The following is an 11925-nucleotide window of genomic DNA, read 5'->3' as shown; positions in this document are numbered from 1 at the left end:
AGTTTCCTCCCCGAAACCAATGCCTCTATGGCGGCAAGTTTTCCTTCAGATAGATGTCGATGCGGATGCGTTCCTGTGATTTGTTGAAAGGCACTTTGTCCGATGTTGCACGCAACAGACGCACGGCGGACCGCACCAGATGCCCGGAGTCCTGCGAGATCAGCGCGTCAAAGGTGCCACGGCGAAGCGCGTCACGACTAAGCGGCGTGAGTTCATGCGCGATAATGACCAGATCCTTGCTGATCCTGCTCTCTGACAGAAATTGAACCAAACCCGCATTGCCGGCGGCGGAAGAGTATATTCCGACCAGGTCGGGGTAGGTCTCAAATATCCCAGGCATCATCTTGTAGATCAGATCCGGGTCATCCCTGCCCTCGACAGACGCCACGACTTCCAGATGAGGGAATTCTTCAGCGACAACAAGATCAAATCCCTGGCGCCGCTCCAGATGATCACGTGCCAAACGTGAGCCCGTCAGAACCAAAACCTTACCCGGACGATGCACAAAGCGCCCCATCAACTGAGCTGCGGTTCGCCCGGCCGAAACGTTATCGATCCCGACAAAATGATCTCTGTCCGAGCTTGGCAAGTCGGACACCAATGCAACCACTGGAATGCCTTTGTCCCTGACCCTCTTCACAGCGTCGCGGACCGAAGGCGTTTCCGGCCCGAATACGGCCACTCCGTCGACGTTCAGGCGGTCGACCCCATCCAGAATGTTGACTATGTCCTGAGGCTCGAACGGAGCGACCTTTTTTATCGTGACCCGTGTTCTTTCGATGAACTGATCGCGCGATTGTTCAGCTATCTGATCGCATATTGCCTCGACAAATTCATTACCGGCATCCGGCAGAATAAAGACGAAATTGTAGACACGGTTCCGCGCGAGGTTGGCAGCCGCGGTGTCGCGCACATACCCAAGTTCATCAATCGCCTTTTGCACTTTCTGCACGGTCACCGCCCGCACACCGGGACGCCTGTTCAAGACCCGGTCAACAGTCGCCAGACTGACACCCGCAACGCGCGCGATGTCGTTTACGGTTGGCTTTTTCACCAATTCTAGTTTTTGCTTTTGGTCTTCCACGTGTCTTTCAGCCCTCAATCTCCCGTGCCAAGCCTTCGAACAACAATGCAACAGCTTCTGCACCCGGGTCGTTATGTCCGATCAGGTTTTCTTCGGGAACATAGGCTGCGCGGCCTGCCTTGGCACGGTGAATATTTGCGGTTTTGTCAGCTCCTTCGCGCGCGGCTTGCGCGGCTTGCACCAGCCCTGAAGGCAGCGCCTCAAGCGCAGGTGCCAGAGCATCAATCATTGTCCTGTCGCCAACTTTGGCCCCACCTACCTGGCTGACCCGGTTCAGGCCTTCGACCAAAGACTTTGATATGGAAGCGCCACTGGCACAGGCATCTCCGGCGGCATTGAAAAAGATCGCCAGGATCACACCGGAAGATCCCCCCATGGTCTGGCTCAGCTCATTGCCCAGCGCGGGAAACAATTGCGTCAGATCCGCAAGAGGCATTCGATCCAGGCTTCCCTGCAATGATCTGGCTGCTGTCGCCAAGGTACTGCCTGTATCTCCATCTCCGGATTTCGCGTCCAATTCGTTCAGGTCTTTCTCGGCTTGGATCAGCAGTTCGGCCAAGCGATTTATTGTTTCCTTGGTCGTCGGGTTGTTCGACGGGATGGGGTCAATCGGGGTCAAACCATCAGGCAAAGGGGCAATTCGAACCGGCTTTATCGTTTTGACCCCTGGCCATGCCACCAACTCGACCGGTTCTTCCAGCGCCAACAAGTCACTCGGATCAACCGGCAGAATCGAAACAGAAAATCCATGCATGTCCAGCGAAGTCATCAGCGGTGCCGGACCGATAATATGTCCCGCGATACCGGTTTCGGACAAGGCGTGCGTCAAAACAGACATCTCAAGCGGTGTTGTAGACCCCAAATTGTTTACCAGCGCCACGCAGTCACCCGCCCCCACTCGCTGCTGCAACTTTTCCACGACGGTGGACATTGCGGTCACGGCATTTGCGAACTCCACCTGCTCAACACCTGGCTCGCCGTGAATACCCAACCCGAGCTCTGCTTTGCCGGGGGCAATCCTGTCTTCTTTCGGGGAACCCGGAACGGTGCAGGTGTCCAAACTCATCCCGATACTGACTACTTTCTCGACTACGTTCTTAGCGGCCTTGGTTACAGTTTCCAGATCAGCCCCACGTTCTGCCAATGCTCCGGCAATCTTGTGCACGAACAAGGTCCCTGCCACGCCACGCGGTTGCGGAAGGTCAGGAAGGGCGATGTCATCATCGACCACCACCATTTCCACCTTGCGCCCCAATGCGCGGGCGCGCTCGGCCGCAAGTCCAAAATTCAGCCGGTCGCCAGTATAATTCTTGACGATCAGCAAACACCCCGCCTCACCGGTCACGGCCAGAATGCCCGCCAGGACAGCTTCTACCGATGGGGAAGCGAAAACCTCTCCGCATACGGCCGCAGTTAACATTCCCGCGCCCACAAACCCGGCATGGGCAGGTTCGTGGCCGGAACCTCCGCCCGAAACCAGGGCGACTTTCGATTTGTCCCAATCCGATCTGTAGACAACCTTGATATGAGGGTACCCATCCAATCTGGTCAGTGCCCCACCTGAGGATGCAAGAAGACCATCTATCGCCTCGGTCACGAGGGTTTCTTTTGTGTTGAGGAACTGGGCCATGCTTTTGCTCCTTAATTCACGCGCGCGCCGGACGCGTCAAAATACAACGGGTTTTGTGGGCTAATTTTGATAGTCTTACCTGCGGGGTAATCTTGATGGACATCGATCAGCGTCACGACCGGGTGGCCATTCAAGTCCAGATGAAGTCGGGTTTGGTCACCCAGGTGTTCGGCACGTATCACGCGCGCGTCACTGCCTTCGCCTTCAATGATGTTTTCCGGGCGAAGACCAATCTGCGGGCCCTTGTGATCTCCTCCGAACAACTCCGACGGAAGGATATTTATCCGCGGCAGACCCAATCGACTGGCAACATAAACACTGCACGGGTTTTCATAGATGTCCCTTGGCGTGCCGTACTGAACCAGCCTGCCCTCTTCCAGAACTCCGATATGCGTTGCCATTGTCATGGCCTCAACCTGATCATGAGTCACATACAAAAGCGTAGACCCAAGGTCGGCCTGAATTCTCTTGAGCTCGACGCGCAGATCCGCTCTCAGCTTGGCATCCAGTGAACTAAGCGGCTCGTCCATCAAGAAAATTTGGGGATCCCGCACCAATGCGCGGCCAATCGAAACACGCTGCATCTCTCCGCCGGACAATTCCGTGGCCTTGTTGTCCAGCTTGTTCGGGATTTGCAGGATTTCCGCGACTTCGTTCACCTTTTTCTTGATCTGATCCTCAGGGGTTTTCAGGATCGGCGAACGCAGTGGAAACGACAGATTCTCGCGTACCGTCATATGCGGGTACAGCGAATATTGCTGAAAAACCATCGCCACATCGCGTTGGGCAGGCGTTTCCAGGCCAACATCTCGGCCGGCGATGCGTACCGATCCCGAGTCCATCTTCTCGAGTCCGGAAATCAATCGAAGCGTTGTCGTTTTTCCCGCACCTGTCGGACCCAAAAGCACGACGAAGGCACCATCGGGAATTGTCATCGAGATACCGTCGACGGCTTGAACAGTTCCGAATGACTTCGAGATGTTCTGCAAAATGACTTCAGCCATTGCTCAGCACCTCTTCGTTCAGCGCGGACTTCAGCGCCCGGCCCGTGGAGCGCTCAAAAAGAGTCACCGTTGTCGAACGGAAATCCAATCCCACGGTTTCACCCGGCGCAACCTTTTCACCTGCGCCGATGCGGGCCTTCAACTCACCGTTCGGGCTTTGCAATGTCACGATCTGGGTTGTCCCCAGGTATTCAGCTGCCAGAACTTTGGCCCGATAGTCACTGTCGTCGGACAAAAATACATGTTCCGGCCGGACACCGAAGACCAGTTCCCCTTCCGCCCCCTCCATCAGCTTCGGGACCGCTTCGTCATGGCCGTTCAGCCTGACCCTTTCAGAGCCGGGTGCCACTTTTCCCTGAAACGGCAAGAAGTTCATTGACGGAGATCCTATGAAATCCGCCACAAACATGGTCGCAGGTTTGTCGTAGATTTCTTGCGGCGTTCCGAATTGTTCGATCACTGCGTTATTCATGACAACAATCTTGTCGCCCATCTGCATGGCCTCTAGCTGATCGTGTGTGACGTAAACCGTTGTCGCTCCCATTCGATCGTGAAGCGCGCGCAACTCTTCGGCCATATGCTCGCGAAATTCGGCGTCCAAAGCGCCAAGAGGTTCGTCCATCATGAACGCCTTGGGCTCGCGAACGATCGCCCGCCCAAGTGCAACGCGCTGCCTGTCGCCACCCGAAAGCCCCCCCACCGGGCTTTCCAGAATGTCAGTTATCCCCAGAATTCCGGCAACTTCTTCGACTTTGGCTTTGACGGCTGCACGTGACATGCCTTGTGAAATCAGTGGATAGCTGATGTTCTTGCGAACATTCATGTGCGGATACAGCGCGAACATCTGGAAAACGAACGCTATGTCACGTTCTGAAGGTGGCTTTTGGCTGATTTCTTCACCATCCAGATAGATTTCGCCGGAAGTCGGAAGTTCCAGCCCCGCAATCATCCTGAGCGTTGTCGTCTTTCCACATCCCGACGGCCCAAGCAGCATGAAGAACTCACCGTCCTCAATTGTAAAAGAGCTCTCGCGCACAGCAGTGAAATCGCCGAACATCTTCTTTACGTTTTTGACTATGATCTGGGCCATTTCTACTCCGGAAAATGGCTGACGATGATGAACATGACGGTTCCGATCAGCGTGACGATGAAGGAATAGGTGAACGCCCAAAGGACAAAGGGCTGCATCAGCATGAAGACACCCAGTGCGATCAGGATGGTGGCGACCATCTCCCACGGGCCGCGGCGGAGCCGCATCAATCCGGTAAGAAACTCGCTCATTTGCGTACGGCTCCGAATGTGATCCCGCGCAGCAGGTGTTTGCGCATCAGGATGGTGAAAATCATAACAGGGATCAGGAAGATCGTCGCACCGGCCGCAACCGCAGGCCAATCCAGACCGCCAATACCGATGATGGTGGGGATGAACGGTGGCGCTGTCTGCGCGTTGGCCGAAGTCAGCAGCACGGCGAAAGCATATTCATTCCATGCGAAGATCAGGCAGAAGATCGCAGTTGACGCAATGCCTGTGGCGGCTTGCGGCAGCACCACTTTGTAGAAGGCCTGAAACCTCGTGTAGCCATCTATAAGGGCGGCTTCCTCGTACTCTCTTGGAATTTCGTCGATGAAACCCTTCAGCAACCAAACCGCCAGGGAGATATTCACGCCCGTATACAGGAGGATCATCCCCAGATGCGTGTCGCTCAGCCCAAGGTTTCTGAACATAAGGAAGATCGGGATGGCGACAGCGACCGGAGGCATCATCCTTGTACTAAGAATGAAGAACAGAAGGTCGTCTTTGAGCGGTACCTTGAACCTGCTGAATGCATAGGCGGCCAGCGTGCCAAGGAAGATACTCAAGAACGTGGATCCAAATCCGATGATGACCGAATTCATGAAACGCTCGCCGAACTTGGAGGGCCCAACGATCACCATGTCATATTGGCGGACGATCTCATCGGCCCAGTTCTGCGGCGGGTTGGCTTCCAGAAACTCCTGCGTCTGCCTGGTGCGCGTAGTGAAAAGATTGACGTAACCTTCGAGCGTTGGGTCAAAGACCACTTTGGGCGGGTAGCTGATCGCGTCGGCAGGGGATTTGAACCCGGTCAGCAAAATCCACACCAGCGGGATCATCGTGATCAGCGCATAAGTGATGACCAGGATTCCTGCGATCCATTTGGACCGGTTCGAAGGTTCAGTGACGGAAAAGCCGCTCATCTCTGCTTCACCTTGTTCAGGGCTTTGACGTAAATCGACGCAAGGCCGAACACGGTGACGAACAGGATGATTGCATAAGCCGATGCATACCCTGTACGCCACTTCTCAAACGCCTCTCGCTTGAGATTGATCGAAGTGAGTTCCGTAACGGACCCCGGCCCACCGCCGGTCAACTGCACCACCAGATCAAACATTTTGAAGTTCTCGATCCCTCGAAACAGCACCGCCAGCATCAGGAATGGCAGCACCATCGGGATCGTAATTGTAAAGAACTGCCGCAGCTTGCTGGCCCTGTCGATCTCGGCCGCCTCGTAGATGTAATCGGGAATACTGCGCAGCCCGGCCAGGCAGATCAGCATCACAAACGGCGTCCACATCCATGTGTCGACGATGACGATGGCCCAGGGCGCCAACGTCACCGAGCCCAGCATCTCAAAACTTGACGGGTCTTTGCCGGTGAACCACGAAACGATATAGTTGAACAGTCCGATCTGAGGCTGATAGAGAAACTTCCAAAAGTTCCCGACGACAGCAGGGGACAGCATCATTGGCAAGACAATAATCGTGGTCCACAGGTCATTTCCTTTAAACTTCTTGTTGATTAGCCACGCCAAGGTGAACCCGATCAGAACCTGAAAAAAGATCGTCCAGAAGAGAAAATGCGCCGTCGCCTGCATATTCAACCAGGTGTCGGAATCCGTCAGGATACGCTCGTAATTCCTGAACCCGACATTCTTGACCTCGCGCCCTATCCGATTGGCTTTGTAGTTGGTAAAGCTAAGCTGGATTGTCCAAATCAACGGAAAAATGTTGATTGCAAGCAGCAGGAAGATCGTCGGGGAAATGAATATCCAAGCAATTGCTCGATCGGATAACCCTCTGATTTTGCGCGTAACTCGCGTGGGCGTTGCCTGCGCAACGCGATCTATGGTCCGGTCAGACATTTCTTTGCCAGTTCTTGTCGGTTTGGGACACACGGGTCATGGTGGAGCGGGATTGAACCCGCTCCTGCCCTGCTTCCGGATTAAAGCTTGCCTTCGTCTTCGAAGACTTCGGTCCAATCCTCGATCAAAAGATCAAGCGCTTCTTGTGCGGTGCCTTGATCGGCGACAACGTAGTCATGGATACGTTTCTGCATGGCCAACAGCAATTCCGCATAGGCAGGCTCCTGCCAGAAGTCCTGCACACCTGCCATGGCTTCCAGAAAGTCACCGGCAAAGGGCTGGCTGTCCACGAAGCCTGGGTCTTCCAGCACGGAATTATGTGCTGAATAACCGCCCAGTTCCCACCATTTGGCCTGAACTTCGGGTTGCGCGAACCACTTGATGTACTCAAGCGCGGCATCCTGTTTGTCAGAATAGCTGACGACAGAAATCCCTTGCCCGCCCAACGTTGAACCTGCCTGATTTTGCGGCGGATTCACGAAGAAGTCGATCTTGTCGCCACCGGTATTGGGATCGGCATAGAGGCCTGGGAAGAATGCAAACCAATTCATGGCCATGGCGACCTGACCTGACTTAAAGGCGTCCAGGCTTTCACCCATGTAAGAGTTTGTGTACCCCGGAGGTGTCGCTGATTTGTAGAACTCTTTGTAGAATTCCAGCGCTTCGACGGCTTCGGGTGAATTCACAGCGCCTTCCATGTCATACGAGCCCGGCGTATTTTCATACTTGAACCCCCATGGGTAAAGCGCACTCGTCACGCCCATCGTTATCCCTTCCGAACCGCGCTCTGTAAAGATCGCAGCGCCGTACACAGTTTTTCCGTCGATCTCGCGACCTTGGAAAAATTGCGCAATCTGCAACAACTCTTTCTGGGATTCCGGTTCACGCAAATCTTGACCGGTTGCTTCTTTATAGGCGGCTTGGATATCGGGATCTTCGAACCAGTCCTTGCGATAGAACCAACCGTTCGCATCACCCATTGCAGGCAGCGCATAGTAATTTGGCGTGCCCTTTGGCCAAGTCGAATAAGCGTACACAGTTGCCGGCGCGAAATCATCCATACTGATGCCTTCAGCATCAAAGAAGTCATTCAGCTTTACATAGTGACCGTTCTCAGCTCCTCCGCCAATCCATTGGCTGTCCCCGATCAGCAGGTCACAAAGCTTCCCTCCGGAGTTCAGCTCATTCAGCATGCGGTCCGCAAAGTTCGGCCAGGGCACAAACTCGAAGTTCATTGTGTGGCCAGACTCGGCCTCGAATTCTTTGGATAGCTCAACCAGCGCGTTGGCCGGGTCCCATGCCGCCCAACACAGTGTCAGGTCTTCAGCATTTGCCTTGGTAGAAAGAGTAGTAGCGGCAAGGACTATTGCGCTGGCAGACGCCAGTTTTGAGTAAGTCATCCATTCCTCCCTTTTTAACGCCGTCAATCGAGGATGTGCGAATCGCGGCATACTTCCAAGGCTATTTGAGGTACGCACCTCAAGTCTAGATAATTTTGAGGTTCGTACCTCAAAACGCCCCATGTAACTTAAATTTACGCTACTAATTCGTTGTTTTTGAAAAATTTACACCGCACCATTTCCTTCTGCATACTTTGCAACAATCCCCTGGAAAAACCGCTAGTCTCAAAACAGTTCTTTGAAACTGACCTGCAGGCAGCTTTGGATAGCCAGTTCTCACAGGCCCTGCATTGCTGGATTTTCGGCTTTCCGCCCCCCGCCCGAACGCGTGGAAATCGATGGCCCAGAAGACGCAAGACGAGCCAAATTCGGCTGTTCACGACGGATCGGAAACCAACGCATGAGCGAACTCACCATTGTCAGAATGAAGCGTTACCCTATCAAGGGTCTGAGTCCGGAGCCGCTGAACACAGTCAACCTGAGCGCGGGTGAGGGTGTACCTGGTGACCGCCTTTTCGGCTTTGCTCGCTACAATTCCGGCTTTGACCCGACTGACCCAAAGCCACTTCCTAAAGACCGCTTTGTTGTTTTGCTGAAAGAAGCTGGGCTTGCGGGTCTCAGGACACGTTTCGACGCAACAACTCAGCAGTTGGAAATTGATGTGGACGGCCGCACCCACTGCTTCCGCATGAGCGAGCCACAAGGAAAAACGGATGCCGCCAGACTCCTATATGATACGCTGGAACTACAGGATCCTGAACCGCCTAGATTCGTGTCTTCGCACCCGCATCGTTTCACAGATGTTTCAGTCGTTTCACCGAAGATGATGAATGCGATATCGGTTCTCAACTTAAGCTCTGTTGATGCGTTAAGCAGAAAGTTGCGCACAGACATTCACCCGGCCAGATTTCGGGCGAATATCGAAATTGACGGATTGCCACCGTTTTCCGAGCTGAGCTCTGTCGGTTCCAGCTTTGTGTTCGGCGATGTCAGGCTGCGGATACTCTCGCGGACGAAACGATGCGCCGCTACCGAGGTGAATCCTGTGACGGCCCTTCGAGACTTGAACATTCCGTTCTTACTTCGAACCCATCTGGGCCATATGGATATGGGGGTTTACGTAGAAGTGCTGGATGGCGGCACCCTCTTTGCTGGCCAAAAAGGAAAATGCCCGCAGGAATAAGTGGCCCAATTGATCTGACACTTACACGTCGCCGGAGTTCTTTTGACATTCATCGGACGTGATCAGATCAACCTGTGCTCGGACTCACGCAATGCAACTCGCGAAAATTGCAGCATGAATCCAGATCGTCGAATGGAAATGATGCGAAACGGATACAAATGGCGGTGCTGTAAGACAAATTGGAACCAGTCTCTGCTAAGCCAGTACAGATGCCCTTTTTGCCGCACCAAGTTCGCGCGGCCCGGCAAGAGCGAAGGTGCGTGTTCGTTTATCCTACGCTCATTCATCAGGTCTTCGACATTGTAAAAGGCACAGGAAACAGAAGGTACAGTATCACGGCCCGACGAATGATCCTGGGGTTGGCCTTGAATTCCTTGAATGGGCTTGAGTTGGTCATAGGTGGAGGCTTCGAAAGCCCCTGCCCGTTTCAATCCGAGTTCTTCTGACAAGACTGTTTTATTTGTTCACCTGTTTTCGCAATTCAGGTCTGCTTTAGGGTTGGTGTAATAATGGTTCAGAGCTTGCGAAGGAAATCACTGCACTCCAGCGAAAAGTATTTGTTTCTTGCGGTCTGCATCCCTTTGACACAAATCGAAATCGCTCTCATGCAAAAAGCCCTGAGGGGAAGGCGCAACTAAGAAATGCCCAAAATCATCTTGCCCTGCGACAAGCGCAACCAAAGTTTTCACGCCGTTTTTCTGTTTCATTGAGGGTTTTATGAAACGCAACGCCGCGCCAATGCGTCTGTCGTCTGTGTTATTGGGTCCCGATGCGTGAAAGAGATGCCCGTGATGCATGGATGCCTGCCCTGCACGCAATTCCGCAGCCACTGCATCTTGTTCGTTCACATCGACTGCGATTTCCTGTCCGCGTGATAACAGATTGTTTTTGCTGAAAGTGTCTACGTGAGGCACGATACGGTTTTTATGACTGCCGGGAACAAACTTCATACACCCGCTTTGCTCAGACGCTTCTGAAATCGCAACCCAACAAGTAACCTCTTCTGCATCATCCAATCCCCAATAGGTCAAGTCCTGGTGCCACGAGACGATTTTCGATGATCGCGCCTCTTTTACGAAAAGTGCACCGCTCCAAACCATGAGGTCCGGCCCCAACACCGTTGAAGCAGCCTCAATCAGCTTCGGATGGCGGAGAAGTGCATCGAATGATGGTATCAGCCTGTCCGGATACGAGTATAGAAGCTTGAGTTTCTCTGGGTCATCTCTGAGGGTGCGCTCTGCTTTCTCAAAATCATCGCGCAGCGTTTGAACCTCGGAAACTGTCAGGATATCCAGCGGAGCCACGAAACCATCTCTTTCATAAGTCGTCGCTATATCAGGCATTCGTTTAACCATTGTCATTATCCGGAAATGTTAACTGCACCTTCATTGATCGGCTTCGATCAGACGCAACCTCGAAAGCAGTGACAGCCTCCCCAACTTCGAAGGAATGCGTCACCAGATGGTCGACGTTTAGTAGTCCGTTTCGCATCATTTCGACAGCGACCGCGAACTCGGAATGGAAACGGAAAGATCCGCGAAGTGCAATCTCTTTTGCAGTCAACGCCTGCATCGGCACTGTCATGTCTCCGCCCAGGCCAAGCTGAACCAAAGTTCCACGCGGGCGCAAGCATGCGACGCCAGAAGCCAGGGCCGATTGAGCCCCGGAACATTCCAGTTGGACGTCAATCTGGCCCTTGTCCTTTTCAAACCGTTCCAACATTTGCGGATCAGTGTAGGTGTTGATGACATCGTCTGCCCCGCATTCACGCGCTATGGCTAGGGTCTGGTCCGAGATATCTGTCGCGACTATTCTGGCCGCCCCAGAACGACGTGCCACCAAGATCGTAAGGCAGCCGATCGGGCCGCATCCGGTGATAAGCACCGTTTTACCCACCAGGCTTCCAGCTTGTTTAACCGCGTGCAAACAAACCGCCAGCGGTTCTGCCATAGCGGCCTGTGCAGGGCTCAACCCGTCTGCCGGAACACATTGACTGGCTTTCGCCACGAGTTTGCTCCGAAAAGCGCCTTGGATATGCGGGAACGGCATTGCGCTGCCATAGAACTTCATATCAAGACAGTGGTTTTGCTGCCCGTTCAGACAATAGTAGCAGGCTTGGCAGGGGCGGGATGGAGAAACTGCAACCAATTGACCTAGGTTCAGCCCCTGCACACTTGACCCGAATTCTACGATTTCGCCGGCGACTTCGTGTCCAAGCACCATCGGTTGAAGCAGCTTGATGGCGCCGAAGCCACCGTGGTTGTAATAATGCAGGTCAGAGCCGCAAATCCCACCCACGCGCAATGCAATTAAAACTTCGTCTTGTCCCAGGTCGCGTACATCCCGGTTTTCCAACCTCAGATCTTTCGCAGCATGGATAACAACAGCAACACTGGCCGAAGACATTGCGCGGACTCCCTATACACATCGCCAAAAGATACGGATAGTCGGTGCCGACAACCAA

At 53.7% G+C, this 11925-nt stretch carries 12 protein-coding genes; 1 reads left to right on the top strand and 11 read right to left on the bottom strand.

All coding sequences use genetic code 11. The annotated features are described in order from the left end of the window. Positions 1-25: 25 nt before the first annotated feature. From GOW60_RS01705 to GOW60_RS01670, 8 genes are all read right to left on the bottom strand, one after another. Positions 26-1054 (bottom strand): LacI family DNA-binding transcriptional regulator, encoded by a 1029-nt coding sequence (locus GOW60_RS01705; protein WP_371808009.1) that lies wholly within the window; start codon positions 1052-1054, stop codon positions 26-28. A gap of 37 nt (positions 1055-1091) precedes the next feature. Beyond that, on the bottom strand, positions 1092-2714 hold the full coding sequence (locus GOW60_RS01700; protein ID WP_171205509.1) for a dihydroxyacetone kinase subunit DhaK: 1623 nt from the start codon (positions 2712-2714) through the stop codon (positions 1092-1094). A gap of 11 nt (positions 2715-2725) precedes the next feature. After that, on the bottom strand, positions 2726-3718 hold the full coding sequence (locus GOW60_RS01695) for an ABC transporter ATP-binding protein (protein WP_171228011.1): 993 nt from the start codon (positions 3716-3718) through the stop codon (positions 2726-2728). Continuing rightward, complete coding sequence (locus GOW60_RS01690; protein ID WP_152458515.1) at positions 3711-4808, bottom strand: ABC transporter ATP-binding protein; 1098 nt, start codon at positions 4806-4808, stop codon at positions 3711-3713. Before GOW60_RS01690 ends, GOW60_RS01695 begins: the two co-directional genes overlap by 8 nt. 2 nt (positions 4809-4810) lie before the next feature. Then, the gene (locus tag GOW60_RS01685) at positions 4811-4999 is read right to left on the bottom strand and encodes a hypothetical protein (protein WP_058274732.1); all 189 of its coding nucleotides are present in this window, start codon (positions 4997-4999) and stop codon (positions 4811-4813) included. Further along, complete coding sequence (locus tag GOW60_RS01680; RefSeq protein ID WP_171115165.1) at positions 4996-5934, bottom strand: carbohydrate ABC transporter permease; 939 nt, start codon at positions 5932-5934, stop codon at positions 4996-4998. Before GOW60_RS01680 ends, GOW60_RS01685 begins: the two co-directional genes overlap by 4 nt. Further along, on the bottom strand, positions 5931-6878 hold the full coding sequence (locus GOW60_RS01675; RefSeq protein WP_171228010.1) for a carbohydrate ABC transporter permease: 948 nt from the start codon (positions 6876-6878) through the stop codon (positions 5931-5933). Before GOW60_RS01675 ends, GOW60_RS01680 begins: the two co-directional genes overlap by 4 nt. 80 nt (positions 6879-6958) lie before the next feature. Next, positions 6959-8278, bottom strand: a complete 1320-nt coding sequence (locus GOW60_RS01670; RefSeq protein WP_171228349.1) for an ABC transporter substrate-binding protein — start codon at positions 8276-8278, stop codon at positions 6959-6961. A gap of 400 nt (positions 8279-8678) precedes the next feature. On the opposite strand from GOW60_RS01670, the gene GOW60_RS01665 reads away from it, so the two are divergent. Beyond that, positions 8679-9461, top strand: coding sequence for an MOSC domain-containing protein (locus GOW60_RS01665; RefSeq protein ID WP_171228009.1), 783 nt, complete (start codon positions 8679-8681; stop codon positions 9459-9461). Positions 9462-9523: 62 nt separating this feature from the next. Here the strand turns inward: GOW60_RS01665 and GOW60_RS01660 are convergent, their stop codons facing one another. The 3 genes from GOW60_RS01660 to GOW60_RS01650 form a co-directional block, all read right to left on the bottom strand. Continuing rightward, positions 9524-9910 carry a hypothetical protein gene (locus GOW60_RS01660; protein ID WP_171228008.1) on the bottom strand — a complete coding sequence of 129 codons (387 nt, stop codon included), beginning with the start codon at positions 9908-9910 and terminating at the stop codon, positions 9524-9526. 84 nt (positions 9911-9994) lie between these two features. Beyond that, positions 9995-10816, bottom strand: coding sequence for a phytanoyl-CoA dioxygenase family protein (locus tag GOW60_RS01655; protein ID WP_254443810.1), 822 nt, complete (start codon positions 10814-10816; stop codon positions 9995-9997). Next, positions 10809-11867 (bottom strand): L-idonate 5-dehydrogenase, encoded by a 1059-nt coding sequence (locus GOW60_RS01650; RefSeq protein ID WP_171228006.1) that lies wholly within the window; start codon positions 11865-11867, stop codon positions 10809-10811. The genes GOW60_RS01655 and GOW60_RS01650 overlap by 8 nt, the downstream gene beginning before the upstream one ends. Between the last annotated feature and the right edge of the window lie 58 nt (positions 11868-11925).

It is taken from the genome of Ruegeria sp. HKCCA4008 (genome assembly GCF_013033125.1).
In the GTDB taxonomy this organism is placed as follows: domain Bacteria; phylum Pseudomonadota; class Alphaproteobacteria; order Rhodobacterales; family Rhodobacteraceae; genus Ruegeria.
Note: the sequence above shows the minus strand (reverse complement) of the source record. Positions and strands in the feature narration are given on the sequence as shown.

Excerpts from the sequence above, each read along its gene's own strand:
- GOW60_RS01680 (WP_171115165.1), bottom strand. The coding sequence starts at position 5,934 with ATGAGCGGCTTTTCCGTCACTGAACCTTCGAACCGGTCCAAATGGATC.
- GOW60_RS01655 (WP_254443810.1), bottom strand. The coding sequence starts at position 10,816 with ATGGTTAAACGAATGCCTGATATAGCGACGACTTATGAAAGAGATGGT.
- GOW60_RS01700 (WP_171205509.1), bottom strand. The coding sequence starts at position 2,714 with ATGGCCCAGTTCCTCAACACAAAAGAAACCCTCGTGACCGAGGCGATA.
- GOW60_RS01690 (WP_152458515.1), bottom strand. The coding sequence starts at position 4,808 with ATGGCCCAGATCATAGTCAAAAACGTAAAGAAGATGTTCGGCGATTTC.
- GOW60_RS01685 (WP_058274732.1), bottom strand. The coding sequence starts at position 4,999 with ATGAGCGAGTTTCTTACCGGATTGATGCGGCTCCGCCGCGGCCCGTGG.
- GOW60_RS01650 (WP_171228006.1), bottom strand. The coding sequence starts at position 11,867 with ATGTCTTCGGCCAGTGTTGCTGTTGTTATCCATGCTGCGAAAGATCTG.
- GOW60_RS01695 (WP_171228011.1), bottom strand. The coding sequence starts at position 3,718 with ATGGCTGAAGTCATTTTGCAGAACATCTCGAAGTCATTCGGAACTGTT.
- GOW60_RS01675 (WP_171228010.1), bottom strand. The coding sequence starts at position 6,878 with ATGTCTGACCGGACCATAGATCGCGTTGCGCAGGCAACGCCCACGCGA.
- GOW60_RS01670 (WP_171228349.1), bottom strand. The coding sequence starts at position 8,278 with ATGACTTACTCAAAACTGGCGTCTGCCAGCGCAATAGTCCTTGCCGCT.
- GOW60_RS01665 (WP_171228009.1), top strand. The coding sequence starts at position 8,679 with ATGAGCGAACTCACCATTGTCAGAATGAAGCGTTACCCTATCAAGGGT.